We start from the raw sequence: 22,000 nt of genomic DNA, 5'->3' as shown, positions 1-22,000 counted from the left end.
GAAACCCATGCATTGCGCGGGGATGTAGCCCCCGTGCCGGGGTCGGCACCTTTGCGCGAACGAGGAATTGGGGACCTGTTCTGCCTTCCTGGTGGGGCATCCTAACCGTTGGGCTGGCTTTCCTAGACCTACGGCTAAAGCGACCGGACCCCATGGACGATAGAGGGCGCCTGGCTTTCCAGTCATTGTCGATCCAATCGATCGCCAGACATTGAAGACGATAGCGAGCCCGTCGGCGATCTCGTCCTCATCTGCGCCGCGCAATGCAACAAGGGGGTGCTGAGATGAATATCACTGTGGCGGGAGCAACCGGTGTTATCGGAACACGGCTCAGCGAAAACATCCGTCAGTCCGGTCATCAAGTCACGGCCGCGTCGTTGTCGCTCGGCGTCGACACCATCACCGGAAAAGGCCTTGATGCGGCCTTGGCAGGGACTGAGGTCATTATTGATGTCACCAACGCCGCGTCCTTCGGCGACAGCGCAGCGCTGGATTTTTTCAGGGCTTCGACCAGGAATTTGCTCGCTGCCGCGTCTGAGGCCGGCGTCAGGCACTATCTTGCACTTTCCGTCGTCGGCACGCCGCGTCTCGTGGAAAGCGATTACTTCCGCGCGAAAATGGTGCAGGAGAATCTCATCAGGGCGTCAAAGCGACCCTATACTATTCTCCGCTCCACACAGTTTTACGAGTTCATCAGCGGATTGATCGACACCGGTGCCGATGGTGATGTGTTTCGATTGCCGCCGGCGTTCATGAAGCCGGTCGCAGCCGGGGACGTCGCCGCATTGCTGACTGAATTGGCAACGGGAGCGCCGTTGGACGGTATCGCCGAGATCAGCGGCCCGGAACAATTCGGTATTGATGAAATCGCTCGGATCTATCTCGCCGCGAATGAAGATGAACGGCAGGTGGTAACGGATCCATCCGCCTCGTATTTCGGCGTTGAATTGACCGACGACGCGCTGCTTCCGGGCGCCGGTGCGCGAGTGGCAACCGAGAAGCTCTCCGACTGGCTCTATCAATCGATGGGGGAGTAGGTCGTGCGGCTTTTCGCCGGCAGCTAAGGGATTTAAAGTTGACCTGCCGCTGAACTTTCACCCCACTTCGATTGGAGCCCTGGCGCCTTTGAATGTGCCAAATGGCGCGGCCCAGTGGAATCGCAACAGTTTCCTAGAGTAAGAGCCGGATGCGGCGAAGGACCGGCATCGTTGCCGGGTCTGGTCTGAGCAACGTGCGGCCTTAATGGCTCACCGCAATCTTCAAATCGAGGTGAACGGGAATTCCAGGACTTGTTTTCTGAAAGATTGTGCGCTAGGTAATCGTGTGCGATACAAAGGGAGTTTGACTATGTTGAAGATATTTGTCGCCGCTGCCGCGATCACCGCAGGTGGCCTCTTGAACGCCCACGCGGCCGAAAAGCCGACGGTCGTCCTTGTGCATGGCGCATTTGCCGACGCCTCCAGTTGGAATGGCGTGATCACACGTCTCGAAAAAGATGGTTATCCGGTGGTGGCGGTCGCTAATCCGCTTCGAAGTGTAACGTCCGATGGCGATTACGTAGGCAAAGTGGTTGCAGGATTGAAGACTGACGTCGTTCTCGTCGGCCATTCCTACGGTGGCGCAGTGATCAACGAGGCAGCAGCAGGCAGCGCCAATGTCAAATCGCTCGTCTTCGTCGCGGCGTTCGCGCCCGATGTTGGGGAAACGGCCCTCGTGCTTTCGGGCAAGTTTCCCGGAAGCACGCTCGCACCGACCCTTGCGGAACCCGTCCCGTTGGATGGTGGAGTAAAGGACCTGTACATCAAGCAGAACGCGTTTCACGATCAATTCGCTGCAGATGTATCCAAGGCGGAGGGCAAGCTGATGGCCGCAACACAGCGCCCAATCACCGATAAGGCTCTTGGCGAGGCCTCGACTGTGGCGAGCTGGAAGAAGATCCCGTCTTGGTTCGTCTATGGTGACGCGGATAAAAACATACCGCCAAAGGCGCTAGGATGGATGGCGGAACGAGCGGGTTCTAAAGAGACGGTTGTGGTTAAAGGCGCGTCTCACGTCGTGATGGTCTCTCATCCCGATAAAGTCGCGAAGGTCATCGAAGACGCTGCGTCCAACAAATAAACGGCGCACTGTGGTTCTGCGACCGGATCAGCATTGATCCGGTCGTGGTAAGGCAAACGCAATGCGAGATTATGAACTCTCTTTTCTCTCGAACAGTCGAGGCCATATCCTGTCCCAGGCCGATGGCCCTGGACTGTCGCGATCTCATGGGCGGGTGATCCTATAGACCAGCAAATCATCCGAATCCACAAGCTTGGTTGCGGTCTTGTCCAGATAGTCGATGACCCCTTCATGATGCTCGACGAATAGCCGGTCCTGCTTGTCGACGGCGTTCTTGGCCGCGCCGAACAAATCCGCGCCCTGCGCGCGCAATTCCTCGAGCTGTGCGATCGCGGTGGCGTCATCCGCGACGAATTTCGACCATTCGACATCGCCTCCGCCAGGCGGGAACACCCAGCCGCGCGCCCTGCTGTAGTAGACTGCGACGGGATCGCCGACCTCGGGGGCGATGGCGACGACGAGATCGCCCGGTTGCGCCAACCGCGCCAGTTCCTCGCCAAGCAGCTTGCCCTTCATGGCGATTGGCTTCTTCATCGTCCTGACGAGGGGCAAGGTCGACCAGGCAAGCGCGACGGCCACGATGCAGATCGAGCGAAGCACCACCGCCGGCGTTAGAATACTCCGCGATGCAAGCGTTGCCAGAAGAAGCGCGCCGTGGCCGCAGAACATCGCGACAGGTACATGGAAGATGTGGAAGTTCCACACATTGCTGGTTATCTCACCCGCGGCCGCCAGGTAGACGATCATGGCCGCAGCCAGCCACACATAGGGAATGGCCGAAAGGGTGCGTTGTTTCGGGTCTTTGGCAGGGCTGGGCGGCATCCACAAGCCGACCGCGAGCAGCACCAGGAACGGATAGCCGTAGAACCACAAGACGGAGGTGTTCGATAAGGATTCGAAGTAGAACCTGTCCCTGACATATGTCCAGAAGCCGTAATCCCAGATATAGCCGCCGCTACCGGCGACATGAAACGGCGGATAGCTGCGGCCGAGATAAATCGCCCAGCTGAAATAAGCGCCAATGATGGCCAGGCTCAAAAGCCCCGACAGGAAAACCCAGGCCGCCTGCTTTCGCTTCTTCTCCAGAATCCAGCAGACCATCAGATAGAAGATGACGGCGCCGGCAGCGATGCCTGGTGGCTTTGACAGCACGCCGAGCGAGAAGCAGACCGTGGCGAGCGGCAGGAACCAGCCGCTGCCGCCGGCCCAGTATTTGGCGAACAGCCAGACGCCAAGAGTCACCAAGGCCAGCATCGCGGGATCGGGAAGAAACGAGCTGTCGATCATGATCGCCGCCGGCATCAGCGCGTAGGCAAGTGCGGTCGCGTGGGCGTGCATCTCGTCCCAGCAGAGCGCCGTTAACCGGTGCAGCGAAAACACCGTCACCAGACCGAAGAAGGCCGCAACCATGCGGCCGAACCAGTCGTGCCAGCCGAAGAGCTGGTAGAGCAGGGCTGTGAGATAGCTGACGATCTGGAACTCGCGGCCCTGATAGCTTGGCCCAGGCCCGGTCCAGCTGACCTCCGGAAAGAAGATGTTCCAGCTGCGCTGCTGGAAATTGTCGGCCATCATTGCAGTGCTTATCTCGCGCCAGCTGAAGCCGTCGACCAGCGGCAAGGTGATCTTGTGGAATCTGAAGACGATCGCAATGAACAGGATCCCCAGCAAGATCGCGGTGTCGAGGTTCAGGTAGTTGCGAGCAGCCATGTCCCGGTCGGTCGTCTGCGGCGGGTGTTCCTGACCTTCGCCCTGATTCAATTCCGGGTCGTGCGTCATATGAAACCGTGTCGGCCGTGACGCCCGAGGCGGCGCGATACGCGCCGGCATCGGATCGTGAGGAAGATTAGGCTGAGCGGGATCTCGCCGCCGGCGCGGCCGGCTGCGGAGCTGCTCGTAGGCTTCACCGAGCATCGGCTCGGACGGCTTGCGGGGCGGCTTTGTCATGATGGCAGTTCATCAGCAAAGCCTTAAAAAGCAATTCACCCAGATTGATTATTGACTCACGCGAACATAATAAGAACGCCGGCGGGGCGGCTGCCAATCTGAAAACTGAGATATGGAGTGCGGAGATGCGCGAGCCGCCGCTCAGCGAAGCCGTGGGAGACGATGAGCGTGAGGGGGTGTCGCCTATCCAAGGGCAATATGCACGCCGCTATCGGCCTCTTTTGGAGGGCAGCCGATTGGTGATCTGGGGGGTGCGATAATGAGCGAGTATATTTCCATGTCGGGTGAACAGCGTTCACCGCGGCATCCTAGATCAGTGCTTCGGAGATGCCCCAAGATTGACAAAAAGACATCCATTCCCGATCTCTATTTGTGTCAGAAGGTCCGCCCTTACCTCTTCGCCAACAACCGCTTTTAAGTGCCGCCACTTTTGGCCCTTCGGATGTGCAGGCACCGGCACGCCTTCTCGCAAAAACAGCGTTACCTCAGGAGCTTCATCTGATTTGTAGATGCAAATTCTCACCGGCCAAGTCCTGTTAGCAGCAAATATTGTGCACTGCAAAACAGGAAATGGCAAACATTCATTTGCCGGGTAAGTCAACGTTGGGCCGGATTCTGGCGGCAAAAGCGTTGAAGTGTCGCCGGAAGGTCCAAAGGATTGGCATCGGATTACGCGGGCTTCCAGGCCGCCGCACAGATCGTCGGCGCACCTGCAGCAATCAGTTGACGGCACGCAGGAGTTCATCGGCAACACCGGCCGCCACGCCGTCAGGCTAGTAATGCGCGTGGTAAAGGGCCGGCGGTTGGAGGACGCGCGAATTGCCTTTCAACGACAATGCAGAAGTCTGGCGGTCATCTCCGACCATACTTGGTTGTCCGTGAGAGTGGCTCACAGAACTAGTGTTCGACCCCCTCGAGTTTTCGGTGAGGCGCCTCGGGAAGGTCGACGTCGATGACATCGCCAGGGCGTATCTCGCCGGAGGTCGGTCGAGGCCCTGGAAGCCAAGGGAATTGTCAAACTATACGTGTGAACTGGCCGGGCCGGGGGCGCGGTTAAAAGAAGGCGGCGGGCCCTCATGTTGCCCACCGCCCACCCCTCCCGGCGTCCGCCGCCACGGTCGGGAGGAGCGCTGAGCCTATCTGAGCCAGGCCACGGTTTGTATCCGAAGAGACAAACAAAAATGCGGTGTCATCCCACAGTCACATAAGCATTTGTGAGGAGTGTTTTGCCGCCAGGCGAATGTCATTGAAGTTGTTGCTGTCGCCGCCGCCGTGCCTGTGGATAGGCTGTGGATATCCGGTGGACGACACGATCAATCAGCGGGCGATAACGTCGCAGATGCCAATCGCATGTTGCCTATCCGTTCCGAATCTCATCATTCTGCCGTTGCTGCTGTCGACCTCCGCCGCAAACGTCGTCGATCGCATGCCACGGGCGCTCCGACTGATGTCGTGGAGCGCCCTTTTCTTTGGATTCGGCGTCTCGTCACAAAAGAGGGTATGAGAACCGATAGCTGAGCCTCGCATATCGTTGCTCATGCCATAGATTACGCCAATCGGTCGTTGATCAATCGGGCGACACCGACCCCGGTGACCGGCCGGTACCTATTCATAACTTGCGGGAGTTGCATGATGGAATATCGACGTTTGGGAAAGTCGGGCCTGAAAGTGAGCGAGTTCTCCTTCGGCTCATGGGTCACGTTCGGCAAGCAGGTCAATGGAAGCGACGCCGTCGACCTCATGAAGCTTGCCTACGACAACGGGGTGAACTTCTTCGACAATGCTGAAGGATACGAGAGCGGCAAGTCCGAGATCGTGATGGGCGAGGCACTCAGCAGGCTTGGCTGGAGCCGTGACAGCTTCGTCGTCTCCAGCAAGGTCTTCTGGGGAGGCCAGAAGCCGACACAGCGCGGCCTGTCGCGCAAGCATGTGACCGACGCCTGCCATGCAGCGCTCAAGCGGCTTCAGGTCGACTACCTCGACCTTTTCTTCTGCCACCGCCCGGATATCGACACGCCGATCGAGGAAACGGTCCGGGCGATGCATGATCTCGTCGCCCAGGGCAAGGTGCTCTACTGGGGCACGTCGGAATGGTCCGCGCAGCAATTGACGGAAGCCTACGCCGTGGCTCGGGACTTGCGCATCACGCCGCCGACCATGGAACAGCCGCAGTACAACATCTTCGAGCGCCAGAAGGTCGAGTCTGACTATCTGCCGCTCTATGACCTGATGGGCCTTGGCACCACGATCTGGTCGCCGCTCGCCTCGGGCGTCCTGACCGGCAAATACAATAACGGTGTTCCGGCCGATAGTCGGATGAACCTGCCGGGCTACGAATGGCTGAAGGAGAAGTGGTCCAGTGATGCCGGCCGCGCCCAGCTCAGACAAGTCGGCGAGCTCGCAAAGCTCGCGGACGAGATCGGCATGTCGATCACGCATCTCGCCCTCTTGTGGTGCCTTGCCAATCGGAACGTCTCGACCGTCATTCTTGGAGCCTCGCGCGCTAGCCAGTTGCAGGACAATCTCGCGGCCCTCTCACACCGACAGAAGATGACGTCTGACGTTCTGGAACGGATCGACACGATCGTCGGAAACAAGCCCGAAGGACCACGTCGCTTCTAGGCGAACAAATCTCCCTCGACGAGCCGCACTAAGTGTTCGTCGAGGGAAAAGCGCCAGTTATGTTACCAGCACCATGGTACTGCCGACGGCGGTGGGAACGTTCGAGAATGTGAAGTGCCGCGTAGCGCCCCCGTGCATCCCATATTTCGGTCGTTAGCGAAGCGCGTCTTCATCGCAGGCTGCTGCCCGCTAGTTGCCCCAGACGACGGCTTCCTCATGACGCTTGATCAGGTGGCGCAAGCTCTCGAAGCCCGACCTGACAAACTCGGCGAAATGATCGACCGCTGGAGCGCGAGGAGCATCAGTTCGCGTCAGGATGGCAAGAGCTCGTTCAGGATGCGGAATGTTGACAGGAAGAGCGGTGATCGCCTTCTCCTTTCTCAACGCGAAGACGACGCTGTGCGGCATAATGGTCAAGGCGTCGGCCGCTTTGAGGTAGTTGATGACGCCCATAAGCGAGCCGCCGGAGTAGCGTATCTTAATTTCGGTCGCTCCGAAGGACAGTAGAAGCGCCCGAAGATCGGCGAGCAGGGGACTGCCTGGCGGGGGCGCCACCCAGGGGTAGTCGAGAAGCTCGCCCGGCCGCGGGCGCCGTTTCATGAGGAGGGGGTGCGTCGAGCGGCAGGCGATGACATTCCGACCTGGCAGTATCTGCTGGAACTCTAGGCCGGAGCCTTCTTCGAGGATGTCGATCGGGCAGACGGCCAGGTCGATCTGGTCGGCCTTGAGGGCTGCGCGGAGATCGGGAAGATAGCCGTAGCTCTGTTCGACCCGCACGTCGGGATGTGTCTGTTGGAACTCGGCGCAGAACTGCGCGATCAGAGCGTCCATGAAAAAGGGCGTGCCACCGACGCGGACGACGCCGCTCCTCCCCATTCGGAAACTGTCGACGAGGTCGGAGGCTTTTCGAGACGCGGCGAGCATGACCAGGCCGTGCTCCGCCAGCGACAGCCCGAACGGCGTCGCCTGCAGTGGCCTGCGCCCTTTAACGAAAATGGGTTCGCCCACCCGCTTTTCCAGCATCGAGAGCGCTCGGGACATTGCCGGCTGGGCCAGACCCAGCAAAGCCGCACCTTCCGTGACGCCGCCAGCTTTGACCACGGCCGCAAGCTGTATGAGGTGACGTTCGTCGATCTTCATAACAATCTGTTATACTGATCCTCTGCAAAATCATCAACGCTCGACTTCCATCGTGCTAGGCTTCTCATATGTCGATCGGGAGGAGACGATGATGACAGGGAGTGCCAGGGCGCTCACATTCGACGAGGCCACATCATCCGAAGCCTTTGCCGAACGCTTCAGCGCGAACCGGAACGGCAAATTGGCCCACCTGATCGCTGCGGCCGTGACGCATGTTCATGACCTCATCAAGGAGTTCCGCCCGAGCCCGGACGAGTGGCGCAAGGTCATCCAGTTTCTGACGGAAGTCGGGCACGCCTCTGACGAGCGCCGTCAGGAATGGGTGCTGCTTTCGGACCTCATCGGCGCTTCCGCGCTGGTGGAAGAAATCAACTCACGTCGACAGAAGGGCGCGACGCCGAATACAATCCGCGGGCCCTTCTATCGGGACGACGCCCCTGAGCGTTCATCCGGAGCCTCAATCTCGGTCGATGGAAAGGGGGAGCCCCTACGCGTCTCCGTGCGCGTGCAGGATCTCGACGGGCTTCCCATCGGGGGTGCCGAGGTTGTGACGTGGCAGGCCAACGCCGAGGGCTTCTACGAAAACCAGCAACCGGATCTCCAACCAGAGCACAATCTACGCGGACTGTTCAGGACCGACACGAAAGGCTGCGTCATGTATCGCTCGGTGATGCCCGCCGGCTACGGCGTGCCGGACGACGGGCCCGTTGGCCGTCTGCTGAAGGGTGCTGGCTATCCGCTGCATCGTCCGGCTCATCTTCAGTTCGTTGTCAGAGCGAAAGGGTTCGAAACGATTACGACGCACATCTACGATTCAAGTGATCCGCGTCTTGCGGAGGATGCCCTTTTCGGTGTCCGACCGGACCTCGTTGCGCGGTTCGAACATGCACAGGTCGACGGTCGGCGGGGCAGGTCGGTCGACCTGACCTTTGTGATGGTTCGCGCAAGACCGGGGAGGCAGGGATGACGCGGCCGTTCTGCTACGCAGGCAGTCCCGCCCAGATCGTTTTCGGCAACGACAGCATTGGCAGTGTCGGTGCATGGATCGCAAAGGCTGGGCGCAAGCGCGCGCTTGTGCTCTCGACCCCGCACCAGAAGGCGGACGCGGAAGAGCTGGCCAATAAGATTGGCGAACAGGCCTGCGGCGTCTTCTCGGGGGCGGTCATGCACACGCCCGTGGAGGTGACCGAGGCTGCCATGAAGGTGGTGCTCGATACGGCTGCCGACTGCGTCGTCTCGCTCGGTGGGGGATCGACCACCGGGCTTGGCAAGGCGATCGCCTATCGCAACGACATCTTTCAGATCGTCGTGCCGACGACCTATGCCGGGTCGGAGGTGACGCCAATTCTTGGCCAAACCGAAGGCGGTCGGAAGACGACGGTGCGCGACGCGAAGATCTTGCCGGAGATCGTGATCTACGATCCGTCTCTTACCCTGGGGTTGCCTGTCGCGATGAGCGCGACAAGCGGGCTGAACGCAATGGCCCATGCATTGGAAGGTCTTTATGCCCGCGATCGCAATCCGATCTCGACGCTCATGGCGCTTGAAGGCCTGCGGGCGTTCAAACTGAGCCTGCCGAAGATCGTGACGTCACCGAACGACACGGACGCCCGCAGCGACGCGCTCTACGGCGCCTGGCTTTGCGGCACGGTCCTTGGTGCCGTCGGGATGGCGCTGCATCACAAGATCTGCCACACGCTTGGCGGTTCTTTCGATACGCCGCATGCAGAAACACATGCTGTCATGCTGCCGCATACCGCGGCTTTCAATGCAGCGGCGGCAGCTGCAGAGCTTTCCCAGGCCGCGGCGATATTCGGCGGCTCGATCGGTGGCGGTCTTTGGGATTTTTCCAAGCAGATCGGTGCGCCGATGTCACTCAAGGATTTCGGAATGACGGAGGCCGATCTAGACCGCGCCGCGTCGATCGCTGTCGAAAATCCGTACTGGAACCCTCGGCCGATAGACCGTCAATCGATCAGGAAGCTTCTTCAGGACGCCTGGGAGGGACGACGTCCGGAAGACTGAAACTTGGCACGCCGGACGGCGCGCTCTTTGGGAGGAGAGGGACAATGGGAGGAAGCATGTTCACGAGACGCGATTTTCTGAAAACAACGGCGACCGGCGGGGCCATCATAGCGACGTCCAGCCTTGCCGCTCCGGCGATCGCCCAGAACGCGGCCATCAAGCTTGGCTACGTCAGCCCGCAAACCGGCCCGCTTGCCGCCTTTGGCGAGGCCGACAAATTCGTCATCGATTCGTTCCTGGCGACGACAAAGAAGCTCGGCCTGACCTATGAGGTTGTGGTCAAGGATAGCCAGTCCAATCCTAACCGCGCGGCCGAGGTCGCAAAGGAGCTTATCGTCGACGACCAGGTCAATCTGATGCTGGTTTCTTCCACGCCGGAAACGACCAACCCGGTTTCGACGACCTGCGAAGGCGAGCAAATGCCTTGCATTTCCACGGTGGCTCCTTGGCAGCCGTGGTTCATCGGCCAGCAGGGCAATCCCGGCGATCCCTCATCATGGAAGCCATTTGACTATGCCTACCACTTCTTCTGGGGGCTTGAGGATATCATTGCCGTCTTCACGGGCATGTGGGGTCAGATCGACACCAATAAGAAGGTCGGCGGGCTCTTCCCCAACGACGGCGACGGCAACGCGTGGGGCGATAAGGTGGTGGGGTTTCCGCCAGTCCTGGAAAAACTGGGTTACGGACTGACTGACACCGGCCGCTACCAGAACCTGACGGACGACTTCTCCGCGCAGATCAACGCCTTCAAGCAGGCGGGTACCGACATCCTTACCGGCGTGATGATCCCGCCGGATCTCACCACCTTCTGGAACCAGGCGAAACAGCAGGGATTGAAACCGAAAATCGCCTCGATCGGCAAGGCGCTGCTCTTTCCGCAGACGGTCGAAGCGTTGGGCGATGCCGGTCATAACCTGTCCACGGAAGTCTGGTGGACGCCCAGCCATCCCTTCACATCGTCACTGACAGGCGAGACGGCAGTCACCGTCGCCAACGCATTCACCAAGTCGACCGGCCGCCCATGGACACAACCTATCGGCTTCGCCCACGCGTTGTTCGAGATCGCCGTCGACGTGATGAAGCGAGCGGGAGGGGTTGGCGACGGCGACGCTGTTGCCAAGGCCATAGGGGAGACCAAGCTCGATACACTTGTCGGGCCGATCGCGTGGGGCAACGAGAAGCTTCCGCCATTTGCGCAGAAGAATGTTGCCAAGACGCCTCTCGTCGGCGGCCAGTGGCGCCTGAAGTCGGGCGGCGGCTACGATCTCGTCGTCGTCGAAAACGGGCTGGCGCCCAATGTGCCGCTGGGCGGTAAGCTCGAAGTTTTGGCCTAAGGCTAAAGCTCTGCCCGGCGCCCGAGCCGGGCGGAACTGATCGGAGGAGGACCGATGCCCATTCTCGAACTTAAAAGTGTATCGAAGTCCTTCGGCGCGCTTATCGTCGCCGAAGGGGTTTCCTTTTCGGTGGAGCCGGGAGAGGCGCTCGGCGTCATCGGACCGAACGGTGCTGGAAAATCGACACTCTTCAATCTCATCAACGGCAACCTCAAGGTGGCCGGTGGTTCAATCCAATTCGACGGCCGCGATGTGACCCATACGCCCCCGATGCAGCGCTGCCTTGCGGGCATGGGACGCACCTTTCAGATACCGCAGCCTTTCGAGCGCCTGACCGCCTATGAAAATCTATTGGTCGCAGGCGCTTTCGGAACGCGCCAGGCGGAAGCCCATGTCGTCGATCTCTGTGCCGACATCCTGGTGGAGACAGGCCTAATCGCAAAGGCGAATGTCCCCGCAGGCTCCCTTTCCCTTCTTGAACGCAAACGATTGGAGCTTGCGCGCGCGCTCGCCACGCAACCCAAGCTTCTGCTTCTCGACGAAATCGCTGGAGGACTGACGGAGGGAGAGTGTCGGCAGTTGGTGGCGACGATCAAACGCGTCCACCAGCGCGGCGTCGCGATCATCTGGATCGAGCATGTGCTGCACGCCCTGACCGCCGTCGCCGAGCGATTGCTGGTCTTGAACTTCGGTCGCGTGATCGGCATCGGCGCAGCCGATGCGATCATGGCGTCGAGCGACGTCCGCGAAATCTATCTCGGGATGGAGGTCTGATGGCAAGCCTTGTCGAAACACGAGGTCTTACGGCCTGCTACGGCGACTTCCAGGCCGTCTTCGGGGTCGATATCCGGCTCGAGGTCGGCGAGACCATCGCCGTGATCGGCGCCAACGGCGCTGGCAAATCGACCTTGATGCGCTCCCTCGCCGGTGTGATTGCCAACAGCGCGGAGATGGTCCTCCATCGCGGCGAGCCGATCGGTGCGCTGGGAGCACCGGATGTGGTGCGCCGCGGGATCGCGCTGGTGCCGGAGGGCCGCAGGCTGTTTCCGTCATTGACCGTAGAGGAGAACCTGCTGATCGGCAGCTACGGCCGCCAGGTGGTGGCCGGACCGTGGACCCTGGAAAGCATCTACGCGCTTTTCCCCATTCTGAAAGAGCGGCGACGCAATCCTGCAACGGCCCTCTCTGGCGGCCAGCAGCAGATGGTCGCGATCGGTCGGGCCCTCATGTCGAACCCAGACGTCCTGCTCTGCGACGAACTCAGCCTCGGTCTGGCGCCGGTGGTGATCAAGGATATCTACGCCGCCTTCGCGAAGATCAAGGCATCGGGCGCCGCGATCATCATCGTCGAACAGGACATCGTGCAGGCTCTAAAGGTCGCCGACCGGATTTATTGCATGATGGAAGGCCGCATCACCCTGACCGGCCGTCCCTCCGAACTCGATCGTGCGGACATCCATGCAGCCTATTTTGGAGCGGGGACCCATGAACTGGCTTGATACGCTTCTCCAGGGAATACTGCTCGGCGGACTATATGCCCTATTCGCGGCTGGCTTGAGCCTTGTCTTCGGCATCATGCGGCTCGTCAATCTGGCCCACGGCGACCTGATCGTCCTTGCCGCGTTCCTGATAATGCTCATCGTGTCATCTTTTGGGCTCAATCCGTTTGTCGCGGCATTGATAGCGGCGCCATTGATGTTCGGGCTAGGCTGGGTGCTCCAATATTATCTTCTCAATCGCACGCTCGGCAAAGACGTCCTGCCACCGCTGCTGGTGACGTTCGGCCTTTCGATCGTGATCCAGAATGGTCTTTTGGAAGCGTTCACGGCCGACAGCAGGCGAGTTTCGGCGGGCTCGCTTGAAACGGCCTCGGTGCAGCTCGGAAGTGTCAACGCCGGACTGATGCCGTTGCTGACCTTCGCCTCGGCCGTGCTCATTATCTTGGCCCTGAATCAGCTCATCTACCGGACCGCTCTTGGCCGGGCATTTCGGGCCACGTCCGACGACGTGGTGACCGCAAGCCTGATGGGCATTCGGCCAAATTCGATCTTCGCTGTCGCTACCGGACTGGCGATGATGATCGTGACCGTTGCTGCGCTCTACCTCGGCATGAGAGCGAACTTCGATCCGACCGCCGGACCCGCCCGATTGATCTATGCCTTCGAAGCAGTGATCATCGGCGGCCTCGGCTCGCTTTGGGGCACGCTCGCGGGAGGTGTGATCTTGGGCCTTGCGCAGACGATCGGCGCTGCGGTCAATCCCGAATGGCAAATTCTTGCCGGGCACGTCGCCTTTCTTCTCGTGCTGCTTTTTCGTCCGCGCGGTCTTTTTCCGCGGGCCGTCGACTGAGGCGCGCCATGACCACGGGTTTTCAAGCCATGACCAATGAACGAACGGCTCGCTGGCGCATCGAGACGAGGACGACTGTCTCCCGAATCTTCACAATGTTCCTCTTCCTGGCGGCGGCCCTCATGATCTTCGCTCCGTTCGTCGTCTCGCGTGGCGTCATACAGGACCTCTTTTTCATCCTGACCATGCTAACGCTGGCCCAAAGCTGGAATCTTCTCGCTGGTTATGCCGGCCTCATCTCGGTCGGGCAGCAACTTTTCGTCGGATGTGGCGCCTACGCCTTATTCGGCTTGGTTATCCTGACTGGAATGGATCCAGTTCTGGCGGTCCTGCTTGCCGGCCTCATCGCAGCCGCTGTCGCGGTGCCGACAGCCTTCTTCGCCTTCCGCCTCTATGGGCCGTACTTTGCGATCGGTACCTGGGTGATTGCCGAAGTCGGGCGGCTGCTCGTTGCGCAATGGAAGACCCTTGGGGGCGGAACAGGGACGTCCATGCCGCGAGATGCGACGCGGGACATGCTGGGCGCCGCCGCACTCAGCGACTGGTTCGGCATGCGCTCGTCCGTCGCCGCTGATGCATTGGCCTACTGGATGGCGCTCGTGCTGGCGTCGGCGACGATCATCTTCGTCTACAAACTGCTTTGCAGCAAGCATGGGCTGGGGCTTGCGGCCGTCCGCGACAACGAGACGGCGGCACGTGCCCTTGGCGTCGACGCACAGTGGCTGAAGACACTGATCTATCTCCTGACGGCCTTCATCACGGGAGTGGTCGGCGCGCTCATCTATCTGCAGAAGGCTCGGATATCGCCCGACGCGGCCTTCTCGCTCACCGACTGGACGGCCTACGTCATCTTCATCGTCGTCATCGGCGGTATCGGCACAATTGAGGGTCCGATCCTGGGTGTGCTTGTCTTCTTCGTATTGCAGAACGCGTTTTCGAGCTTCGGTTCCTGGTATCTTCTGGCGCTCGGCGCACTGGCCATCGTTACAATGCTCTTTGCGCCTCGCGGCGTCTGGGGACTGATATCCGACCGCACTGGTTGGGAACTTTTTCCGGTCCGCCGTCGCCTAAAGGACGGATCTTCAGAATATGAAATGGGAGGGCCACATGGCTGACATCAAAACCGACGTATTGATCATTGGCACAGGCCCGGCCGGTTCGGCGGCAGCCGCGTTGCTCGCGACACACGGCCTCGAACCGCTGGTGATCAACCGCTATCGCTGGCTGGCGAACACGCCGCGCGCGCATATCACCAACCAGCGCACGATGGAGGTGCTGCGCGATCTTGGCCGCGACGTCGAGGACGAAGCTTACATGTTCGCCGCCGAGCAGGATCTGATGGGCGAGAACGTCTTTTGCACCTCGCTGACCGGGGAGGAGATCGGCCGCATGAAAAGCTGGGGCAACCACCCACTGTCCCGCGCCGAACATCTTCTCTCGTCGCCGAGCCGGATGAACGACCTGCCTCAGACATACATGGAGCCGTTGCTATTCAAGACCGCCTGTTCTCGCGGCGCGCAGCCGCGAATGTCGACCGAATACAAAAGCCATGTTCAAGACGCCGATGGGGTCACGACGACCTGCGTCGATAAATTGACGGGCAGGGAGCTGACCATTCACTCCAAATTCCTGATCGGCGCGGATGGCGGGAACTCCAAGGTCGCCGAACATGCTGGCCTGAGATTCGAAGGCAAGATGGGCGTTGCCGGATCGATGAACATCCTGTTCGAGGCCGACCTGTCGCGCTACGTCGCCCATCGCCCTTCCGTGCTCTATTGGGTATTGCAGCCAGGCGCCGACGTCGGGGGCATCGGCATGGGTCTCGTGCGCATGGTTCGCCCGTGGAACGAGTGGCTGATCGTCTGGGGATACGATATCAACCAGCCCGCACCGCAGGTCGACGACGCCTTCGCCACGAAGGTCGTGCGCGAGCTCGTGGGCGTCGATGACATCGAGCCGAAGATAAAGTCGGTCTCGACGTGGACCGTCAACAATATGTACGCGACGACGATATCGAACGGCCGCGTCTTCTGCATGGGCGACGCAACGCATCGACATCCGCCGTCAAACGGCCTGGGCTCCAACACCTCGATTCAGGACGCGTTCAATCTTTCATGGAAGCTTGCGATGGTGCTGAAAGGTCAAGCTGGTCCTGAGCTCCTCGACAGCTACCAGGCCGAGCGCGCGCCAGTCGCCAAGCAAATCGTCACCCGCGCCAACAAGTCGATCGAAGAATTCGGCCCTATTTTCAAGGCGCTCGGCCTGCTTGACTCGGTTGATCCGGTGAAGATGCAGCAGAACATGGACGCGCGCTGCAATGACACGGCAGAGTCCGAAGCGCAGCGCGCGGCAATCCGGACTGCGATCGCGAACAAGGTCTACGAATTCGACGCGCACGGCGTCGAGATGAACCACCGCTACGCCTCGAACGCCGTGGTGAAGGAGGGGCAACCGGAACCCGCTTTCGAGAGGGACCCTGAGCTGCACTTCCAGCCGACGACTTGGCCGGGTGCGCGGCTTCCCCACGCCTGGCTCTTCGGCGCCGATGGAAAAAAGGTGTCCAGCCTTGATCTGACGGGCCACGGCGTTTTCACGGTGCTGACGGGCATCGGGGGCGACGGCTGGATTGCAGCGGCAAAGACGCTTTCGAAGGAGCTAGGGCTGCCGATCGCCACGCATCGGATCGGACCGCGACAGACGTGGCAGGATCTGAACGGTGACTGGGCGCGGGCCCGCGAAATCCGGGATTCAGGCGTGTTGCTCGTGCGGCCCGACCATCATGTCGCGTGGCGCGCGGACGCCGTGACGGCTGATCCGGAAGCGGAGCTACGCCGGGTTTTGAAAACAATTCTTTCTCTGTGAGGTGCACTATGAGCTCCGAAGAAAAGGGCTATTTCACCGAAGAAAATTCCGTGGAGGTGGTCACGAGCCGCAACGCTCAAGCCAGGGACGAGCGCCTGAAGCGGGTGATGGAGGTCGTCACGCGCAAGCTACATGAGGCAGTAAAGGAGCTTGAGCCGACGCAGGACGAGTGGATGGAGGCGATCTTCTTTCTCACCCGTACCGGGCAGACGTGCAATGAATGGCGACAGGAGTTTATCCTGTTGTCAGACGTGCTCGGCGTGTCGATGCTGGTCGACGCCATCAATAATCGCAAGCCCTCTGGGGCTTCTGAAAGCACGGTGCTCGGTCCGTTTCACGTTGCCGACGCGCCGGAACTGCCGATGGGCGCCAACATCTGCCTCGACCAGAAAGGCGAGGATATGGTGATCGGAGGGCGGATACTCGACACGGATGGCAGGCCGATTTCCAATGCTGTCATCGACGTTTGGCAGGCCAACGACGAAGGCTTCTACGACGTTCAACAGAAGGGGATACAACCCGACTTCAACCTTCGCGGCGTCTTTCGCACGGGCGCGGACGGCCGCTATTGGTTCCGGGCGGTCAAGCCCAAATATTACCCGATCCCGGACGACGGGCCGGTCGGCAAGCTGCTCGGCGCGCTTGGACGTCATCCCTACAGGCCGGCTCACCTGCATTACATCATAAAGGCCGAGGGCTTCGAGGCGCTGACAACACACATCTTCGACCCGGACGACCCGTACATCCACTCGGACGCCGTCTTCGGCGTGAAGGAGAGCTTGCTTGCCAAGTTTCAGCCCGTAGAAGATCCAGTGCGGGCTAGCGACCTTGGATTCGCGGAAAAGTTTTGGCAGGTGGAGCACGATTTCGTGCTGGCTCGGGAGTAGAACCTCTCGGGCGGGTCGGGCAACTGTCCGGGCGATGATTTCCGCCAGCGGTTACCCCTAAAGCGCGTCGCGATCTTTCAGCTTGTCGCGCTTTAAGTCTTTGTTTTTACGCATGCCGTTGTCGCAAACCGCTGCACACTTTTGTGCGACATGCTTTCGAAGGGCATCCGTCGGTCAACGAGACGGCATGGCAGCAGCGTTTACTGCAGGGCGGTCCGTGAAGTGCGGCATGTTGAAAAGAGGTATCTCTCGTCGATTCGCGAGGCTGCTCTTTTCCGCAATGGCAACACGTTCCCCAATCTACCATCCGGCCCACCTGAAGCTGAGCAGGATCTTCAGATTCCAAGCACGGTCACGAGCGGGGGCGTAAAGTCCTTGAAGCCCAATCTCGGCCAGTCGCACCTTGTGTCAAACCTCGTCTTCGGTTCGTGGCGCTGACATTTCGGGTTGGTCTTGAAGGCGTATCCGGGCAGGGTGACATATCTGGCATTTGCCGTGCAAAGGGCAATCGCGATACACAGCGTCAATGCAGAGCACATGGTTCTCATGGCACACCTCCAGGCGTCGTAGGAACCTTCAAGTGCGGAGAATTTCCGGTCGACAGTTGTCCCACTTTTGCCGGCTCCCCGCCATTCGCCTAATAGGAGGTGTGGCGTGGCGTCGTGAGTAATCCGTTTAGTGGAGCGTTGGCTAAGCGTTCAAGAAACCTTCATCAAACCCCAGGGTTGAAAAGCACACACCCGGCTCCAAATCCCGTCGGCGGTCATCGAAGCCGGGGAGGGGTAATGGGAAGCGCGCAGTTTCATTGGATTGGCCGGGGCAGATTAGCCTTGGGCGTCATTCTCAGTCTTTTTTTCCTTGTGCCCTGCTCTCAGGCATTGGCGGCGCCCGCCGAAATCGGCGGCCTGACGGTGACCCTGCCCGATGCCGCTACCGGCTGGAGGAAGGCCGGTAAGGGCAATCTCTTTATGCTGCAGAAAGATTTTCCGGAAACGGAGGACGACAAGCGCGGCAATGCTTTGATTCAGATCACCAAGCCGCTCCCGGCAGCGCGCAGTTCCCTGCAGGCCGGCATGAAGACCTTCGTCGCGACGCTGCCCGACATGGCGAAGGAAGATATCCTGGTCAAACATTACGGAGTCACGGTGAACGGCTACGATATTCGCGTGGAAGAACGCTGCTGCGTTCATCAGAAGAACGTCAGCATCAGCCAGATCGTCGTCGGCGTCGCCGGCGACAGGCAGCAGGCCTATCTGCAGCTCGTGCTGCTGAATGTGAACGGTGACAGAAGCAGAAGTGCCGAGGCCGATTTCGCAACCCTCGTGCGCTCCGTGAAGCTTGATCCTTCCGACAAGGATTTCGATCTCGTGCCGGCGAGCGAAGACGGCGGGCTGGACGGCGTCTTCACCCATCTCGATACCGGTCTCCGGCCGAATGTCTTTGGCGGCATGGATTTCTATTCGGACAGCACGGTCACCACGTTCGACCCGAAGGGGCTGTTCAGCACGGAACTGCCGAAGGGCGGCCGGAGCATCACCGAACATTGCAAGGAGACCCCGACCGATTGCGGCCTCTACACGCTTACCGGCGGCGGTTTTTTCTCCTCCGCCGGGTCGATCGAAATGCGCAGTGTCACCTCTGCCTACGGCACGATCGAGATCGAGACGAAGACATTCTCGAAAAAAGGTGAGGACCTGGTGATTGCCGACGCAGACCACCGCGCCGTGCCGCCGTTTGATGAGGGCACGACGCTCGACGGCGAATGGGTATCCACCTTCGCCTCGAGCGGGATGACCGCGACCTCATCGGGATCGGTGGCGTCCAGCCATACGCTGAGGCTTCATCGAAACGGTACTTTCGAACGCGCAGGCTGGTCGGGCGCCTCGATGACGAATGAGATCGGCGGATCGCAATCGGGCGTCACCACGTCAAGCAACCGGCCGGGCGCAAGCGGACGCTACAAGCTTTCCGGCTATCGTCTCGACCTGACCGACGTGAGCGGTAAGACCGAGACCATGAGCATATTCGAGCCGGACAAAGGTTCCGACGGGCTTCTGGTGATCAACGGCAACAACTACCTGAAGGACGATGGGAAATAGGGAGGCAGCGCCCAAGCTATTGATAAATCGGGCTTATACGGCGACGCAATTGCCTCCCGGTCGGCTGGAAAGCCACCGTGGGTATAAGTGACTTCGAGTCATCGGCAACGCGCGAATCACTTGAAATCTGGCTCATGTCGTCAGCCGTCTCGATGGGCCGAAACTGACGGTTTGGTTAAGCATTTGTAAATTGGTAACGAATCGAGGCATATAGTAACTGCGCAACTGAAGCGCTTTCGTTCAAAATTGCGCAGTTACCTGGGAAAAAGATCATGCAGCCGAGTCTTGCTCTTCAAGACGATCAAGAGCACCTCCCATCGCTTCTGGCAACAGATGCGAAGGAGTTATCCTATCAACTTCAGCAGCATCAGGCAAAAATCTTTCCCCCGCTCTCGCAAAAGACCATCAGAACATTTTCGCCGGCGGAAGCTGCGGCCTTTATCGGCATCGGCGAAGGTTATCTCCGCCAGGTAGCCGCCGACGGCCATGGGCCCGATCCGCTCGCAAACGGACGGCGGCTTTACAGTGCAACGGACATGGACCGGATTCGCCGGGTCCTCGACGAGCGAAACGGAACGCCGAAATATGTGCCGGCCCGCCGGCCGGGGGAAAAGCTCCAGATCATCTCCGTCATGAATTTCAAGGGTGGCTCGGGCAAGACCACCACTGCGGCCCATCTGGCGCAGTTCATGGCGCTCAGGGGCTACCGCGTGCTCGCCGTCGACCTCGATCCGCAGGCTTCCTTGTCCGCCTTGTTCGGTCATCAGCCGGAGTTCGACGTCGGAGAGGGCGAAACGATCTACGGTGCGATCCGATACGAGGAGCCGCGCCCCATCGCCGACATCGTGCGCGCTACCTACACGCCCAATCTGCATCTCATTCCGGGCAATCTCGAGCTGATGGAATTCGAGCACGAGACGCCGAAGGCGATGGCGTCGGGTACGGCGGAGACGATGTTCTTTGCCCGCATTGGCGAAGTCCTGACGGAGATCGAAAGCCTTTACGACGTTGTGGTCATCGACTGCCCGCCGCAGCTGGGGTTCCTGACGATGTCGGCGCTCTGCGCGGCCACTTCGGTCTTGATCACGGTCCACCCGCAGATGCTGGATGTCATGTCGATGTCGCAGTTTCTGACGATGACAAGTGAGTTGATGTCGGTCGTCGAAAAGGCCGGAGGGCGTACCAGCTATGACTGGATGCGCTATCTCGTGACGCGGTTCGAGCCGAACGACGGACCGCAAAGCCAGATGACCGGCTTCATGCGGGCGATCTTTGGCAATCGAATGCTCCACAACGCCATGGTGAAGTCGACGGCGGTCGCCGACGCCGGCGTCACCAAGCAGACACTCTACGAGGTCGAGCGATCGCAGTTCACACGCGGAACCTACGATCGGGCTCTGGAGTCCCTCAACCTCGTGAACGGCGAGATCGAGGCGCATATTCGCTCGACCTGGGGAAGGAAATAACAGATGGCGCGCAAGAACCTCATCGAAATTTCCGCTCCGAACCCGGAAAGGATGGACGCAGTCGCACCGCGCGACAATCGTCCGATCGCGGGATTCGTGCCGCAGGAGCGCAGTGCGGCGCCGGTCGGCGGCATTACCAAGACGCTCGGCAACATTACCGAGAAGATGGAGCGGGCAAGTGAGCTGGAACGGCAGCTCGCTGCCGGCCAGACCATCGTCGAACTCGATCCCGGACTGATCGATGCTTCCTTCGTCAGCGATCGATTGGCGATCGACGCGGCCGAACTTGCGCAGCTTGTCGAGCAGATCCGCGAGCATGGCCAGCAGGTTCCGATCCTTGTCCGCCCGCATCCCGAAACCAGGGGACGCTATCAGGTCGCCTACGGCCATCGACGCCTGGCTGCCGCCCGAGAAATCGGCATCAGGGTGCGCGCGGTCGTCCGTGATCTCACCGACGGTCAGCTGGTCGTCAGCCAGGGACAGGAAAACAGTGCTCGAACCAATCTCTCCTACATCGAACGCGCGCTCTTTGCATCGAGGCTTGAGGAACGCAGCTTTGGCCGCGATGTCATTATGGCGGCTCTCGGCGTGGATAAGGCGGCGCTGTCGAGAATGCTGATCGTCATCCGACAGGTCCCCCTTACGCTCGTCAACGCCATCGGCGCCGCGCCCGATATCGGCCGCCGGCGATGGTTGGAATTGGGCGAGCGGCTTGAGAAAGCCGACGTCGAGAAGATCATCGTGGAGTTGTCCGCGGACGACGCGCGCAAAATTTCGAGCGACGAGCGGTTTCAGCGGGCACTCATTCTGGCAACGAAGAAGACGGCTGCGCCGAAGCCAGCGGTGGCCAAAACCCAGGTTAATGGGGTGCCTGTCATGATCAAAAAGACAGCGTCCGGTGCAACCTTCGTTTTCGACGGCAAGACCGCACCCGGTTTCGATCAATTCGTCCAGGAAAGGCTGAAGGGCCTGTTCCAGGAGTTCAATAAGGACAGAGGAGCGTAGCGCGCAAAAGAAAAAGGCCCCCAACGACGCCGTCGTGGAAGCCCTTCTCAGATCTTAAGCACATCGAGAATCGCATTTCCCCGAATCACAGTCAAGCGTCTTAGGCACCAAATTGGTGGATGGTTTTCTTTTGCCTGAACGAAGGT

General features: G+C 60.0%; 18 protein-coding genes. 15 read left to right on the top strand and 3 right to left on the bottom strand.

The annotated features are described in order from the left end of the window. Positions 1-284: 284 nt before the first annotated feature. Positions 285-1,037, top strand: a complete 753-nt coding sequence (locus C3Y91_RS16545; protein WP_024319740.1) for an SDR family oxidoreductase — start codon at positions 285-287, stop codon at positions 1,035-1,037. 310 nt (positions 1,038-1,347) lie between these two features. Further along, positions 1,348-2,118, top strand: coding sequence for an alpha/beta fold hydrolase (locus C3Y91_RS16540; RefSeq protein ID WP_130665752.1), 771 nt, complete (start codon positions 1,348-1,350; stop codon positions 2,116-2,118). A gap of 144 nt (positions 2,119-2,262) precedes the next feature. Here C3Y91_RS16540 and C3Y91_RS16535 read toward each other — a convergent pair whose 3' ends face one another. Further along, positions 2,263-3,894 carry an ArnT family glycosyltransferase gene (locus C3Y91_RS16535; RefSeq protein WP_168575628.1) on the bottom strand — a complete coding sequence of 544 codons (1,632 nt, stop codon included), beginning with the start codon at positions 3,892-3,894 and terminating at the stop codon, positions 2,263-2,265. 1,800 nt (positions 3,895-5,694) lie between these two features. Between C3Y91_RS16535 and C3Y91_RS16525 the strand changes: the two genes are divergently transcribed. Next, the gene (locus C3Y91_RS16525) at positions 5,695-6,684 is read left to right on the top strand and encodes a potassium channel beta subunit family protein (protein WP_024319743.1); all 990 of its coding nucleotides are present in this window, start codon (positions 5,695-5,697) and stop codon (positions 6,682-6,684) included. A gap of 189 nt (positions 6,685-6,873) precedes the next feature. On the opposite strand, the gene C3Y91_RS16520 is transcribed toward C3Y91_RS16525, so the two are convergent. Then, complete coding sequence (locus C3Y91_RS16520; RefSeq protein ID WP_168575591.1) at positions 6,874-7,824, bottom strand: LysR family transcriptional regulator; 951 nt, start codon at positions 7,822-7,824, stop codon at positions 6,874-6,876. Between the two features lie 88 nt (positions 7,825-7,912). Between C3Y91_RS16520 and C3Y91_RS16515 the strand changes: the two genes are divergently transcribed. Genes C3Y91_RS16515 through C3Y91_RS16475 form a run of 9 tightly spaced genes read left to right on the top strand, consistent with a single transcriptional unit; the run spans position 7,913 to position 17,284 of the window. Next, the gene (locus C3Y91_RS16515; RefSeq protein WP_130665751.1) at positions 7,913-8,791 is read left to right on the top strand and encodes a dioxygenase family protein; all 879 of its coding nucleotides are present in this window, start codon (positions 7,913-7,915) and stop codon (positions 8,789-8,791) included. Further along, positions 8,788-9,849 carry a maleylacetate reductase gene (locus C3Y91_RS16510; RefSeq protein WP_024319745.1) on the top strand — a complete coding sequence of 354 codons (1,062 nt, stop codon included), beginning with the start codon at positions 8,788-8,790 and terminating at the stop codon, positions 9,847-9,849. The genes C3Y91_RS16515 and C3Y91_RS16510 overlap by 4 nt, the downstream gene beginning before the upstream one ends. A gap of 56 nt (positions 9,850-9,905) precedes the next feature. Beyond that, the gene (locus tag C3Y91_RS16505; protein ID WP_130663308.1) at positions 9,906-11,186 is read left to right on the top strand and encodes an ABC transporter substrate-binding protein; all 1,281 of its coding nucleotides are present in this window, start codon (positions 9,906-9,908) and stop codon (positions 11,184-11,186) included. A 54-nt stretch (positions 11,187-11,240) separates the two neighbouring features. Continuing rightward, positions 11,241-11,960, top strand: coding sequence for an ABC transporter ATP-binding protein (locus C3Y91_RS16500; RefSeq protein ID WP_018480653.1), 720 nt, complete (start codon positions 11,241-11,243; stop codon positions 11,958-11,960). After that, positions 11,960-12,685, top strand: a complete 726-nt coding sequence (locus tag C3Y91_RS16495) for an ABC transporter ATP-binding protein (protein ID WP_168575590.1) — start codon at positions 11,960-11,962, stop codon at positions 12,683-12,685. The genes C3Y91_RS16500 and C3Y91_RS16495 overlap by 1 nt, the downstream gene beginning before the upstream one ends. Further along, positions 12,672-13,535 (top strand): branched-chain amino acid ABC transporter permease, encoded by an 864-nt coding sequence (locus tag C3Y91_RS16490; RefSeq protein WP_130663375.1) that lies wholly within the window; start codon positions 12,672-12,674, stop codon positions 13,533-13,535. Before C3Y91_RS16495 ends, C3Y91_RS16490 begins: the two co-directional genes overlap by 14 nt. Positions 13,536-13,543: 8 nt before the next feature. Continuing rightward, a complete protein-coding gene (locus tag C3Y91_RS16485) occupies positions 13,544-14,650 on the top strand; it encodes a branched-chain amino acid ABC transporter permease (RefSeq protein WP_024319748.1) in 1,107 nt (368 codons plus the stop codon). After that, the gene (locus tag C3Y91_RS16480; RefSeq protein ID WP_024319749.1) at positions 14,643-16,397 is read left to right on the top strand and encodes an FAD-dependent oxidoreductase; all 1,755 of its coding nucleotides are present in this window, start codon (positions 14,643-14,645) and stop codon (positions 16,395-16,397) included. The genes C3Y91_RS16485 and C3Y91_RS16480 overlap by 8 nt, the downstream gene beginning before the upstream one ends. An 8-nt stretch (positions 16,398-16,405) precedes the next feature. Further along, positions 16,406-17,284, top strand: coding sequence for an intradiol ring-cleavage dioxygenase (locus C3Y91_RS16475; protein ID WP_024319750.1), 879 nt, complete (start codon positions 16,406-16,408; stop codon positions 17,282-17,284). Between the two features lie 335 nt (positions 17,285-17,619). Here C3Y91_RS16475 and C3Y91_RS38560 read toward each other — a convergent pair whose 3' ends face one another. Further along, a complete protein-coding gene (locus C3Y91_RS38560; protein WP_018493339.1) occupies positions 17,620-17,832 on the bottom strand; it encodes a hypothetical protein in 213 nt (70 codons plus the stop codon). Positions 17,833-18,069: 237 nt separating this feature from the next. On the opposite strand from C3Y91_RS38560, the gene C3Y91_RS16465 reads away from it, so the two are divergent. The 3 genes from C3Y91_RS16465 to repB all read left to right on the top strand — a co-directional run bounded on the left by C3Y91_RS16465 (position 18,070) and on the right by repB (position 21,854). Then, positions 18,070-19,383 (top strand): hypothetical protein, encoded by a 1,314-nt coding sequence (locus C3Y91_RS16465; RefSeq protein ID WP_130663306.1) that lies wholly within the window; start codon positions 18,070-18,072, stop codon positions 19,381-19,383. A gap of 272 nt (positions 19,384-19,655) precedes the next feature. Then, positions 19,656-20,849 carry a plasmid partitioning protein RepA gene (gene repA, locus C3Y91_RS16460; protein WP_003550127.1) on the top strand — a complete coding sequence of 398 codons (1,194 nt, stop codon included), beginning with the start codon at positions 19,656-19,658 and terminating at the stop codon, positions 20,847-20,849. 3 nt (positions 20,850-20,852) lie between these two features. Then, complete coding sequence (gene repB / locus C3Y91_RS16455) at positions 20,853-21,854, top strand: plasmid partitioning protein RepB (protein ID WP_130663305.1); 1,002 nt, start codon at positions 20,853-20,855, stop codon at positions 21,852-21,854. The last annotated feature ends 146 nt before the right edge of the window (positions 21,855-22,000 follow it).

It is taken from the genome of Rhizobium ruizarguesonis (genome assembly GCF_012349115.1).
In the GTDB taxonomy this organism is placed as follows: Bacteria; Pseudomonadota; Alphaproteobacteria; order Rhizobiales; family Rhizobiaceae; genus Rhizobium; species Rhizobium ruizarguesonis.
This window is presented reverse-complemented; position numbering and strand designations above follow the sequence as displayed.

What these genes read in the sequence shown, in the direction of transcription:
- C3Y91_RS16480 (WP_024319749.1), top strand. Translation starts at nt 14,643, where the DNA reads ATGGCTGACATCAAAACCGACGTATTGATCATTGGCACAGGCCCGGCC.
- C3Y91_RS38560 (WP_018493339.1), bottom strand. Translation starts at nt 17,832, where the DNA reads ATGAGAACCATGTGCTCTGCATTGACGCTGTGTATCGCGATTGCCCTT.
- C3Y91_RS16525 (WP_024319743.1), top strand. Translation starts at nt 5,695, where the DNA reads ATGGAATATCGACGTTTGGGAAAGTCGGGCCTGAAAGTGAGCGAGTTC.
- C3Y91_RS16545 (WP_024319740.1), top strand. Translation starts at nt 285, where the DNA reads ATGAATATCACTGTGGCGGGAGCAACCGGTGTTATCGGAACACGGCTC.
- repA (WP_003550127.1), top strand. Translation starts at nt 19,656, where the DNA reads ATGCAGCCGAGTCTTGCTCTTCAAGACGATCAAGAGCACCTCCCATCG.
- C3Y91_RS16500 (WP_018480653.1), top strand. Translation starts at nt 11,241, where the DNA reads ATGCCCATTCTCGAACTTAAAAGTGTATCGAAGTCCTTCGGCGCGCTT.
- C3Y91_RS16520 (WP_168575591.1), bottom strand. Translation starts at nt 7,824, where the DNA reads ATGAAGATCGACGAACGTCACCTCATACAGCTTGCGGCCGTGGTCAAA.
- C3Y91_RS16540 (WP_130665752.1), top strand. Translation starts at nt 1,348, where the DNA reads ATGTTGAAGATATTTGTCGCCGCTGCCGCGATCACCGCAGGTGGCCTC.
- C3Y91_RS16515 (WP_130665751.1), top strand. Translation starts at nt 7,913, where the DNA reads ATGATGACAGGGAGTGCCAGGGCGCTCACATTCGACGAGGCCACATCA.
- C3Y91_RS16475 (WP_024319750.1), top strand. Translation starts at nt 16,406, where the DNA reads ATGAGCTCCGAAGAAAAGGGCTATTTCACCGAAGAAAATTCCGTGGAG.
- C3Y91_RS16535 (WP_168575628.1), bottom strand. Translation starts at nt 3,894, where the DNA reads ATGACGCACGACCCGGAATTGAATCAGGGCGAAGGTCAGGAACACCCG.
- C3Y91_RS16505 (WP_130663308.1), top strand. Translation starts at nt 9,906, where the DNA reads ATGTTCACGAGACGCGATTTTCTGAAAACAACGGCGACCGGCGGGGCC.
- C3Y91_RS16485 (WP_024319748.1), top strand. Translation starts at nt 13,544, where the DNA reads ATGACCACGGGTTTTCAAGCCATGACCAATGAACGAACGGCTCGCTGG.
- C3Y91_RS16465 (WP_130663306.1), top strand. Translation starts at nt 18,070, where the DNA reads ATGGGAAGCGCGCAGTTTCATTGGATTGGCCGGGGCAGATTAGCCTTG.
- repB (WP_130663305.1), top strand. Translation starts at nt 20,853, where the DNA reads ATGGCGCGCAAGAACCTCATCGAAATTTCCGCTCCGAACCCGGAAAGG.
- C3Y91_RS16510 (WP_024319745.1), top strand. Translation starts at nt 8,788, where the DNA reads ATGACGCGGCCGTTCTGCTACGCAGGCAGTCCCGCCCAGATCGTTTTC.
- C3Y91_RS16490 (WP_130663375.1), top strand. Translation starts at nt 12,672, where the DNA reads ATGAACTGGCTTGATACGCTTCTCCAGGGAATACTGCTCGGCGGACTA.
- C3Y91_RS16495 (WP_168575590.1), top strand. Translation starts at nt 11,960, where the DNA reads ATGGCAAGCCTTGTCGAAACACGAGGTCTTACGGCCTGCTACGGCGAC.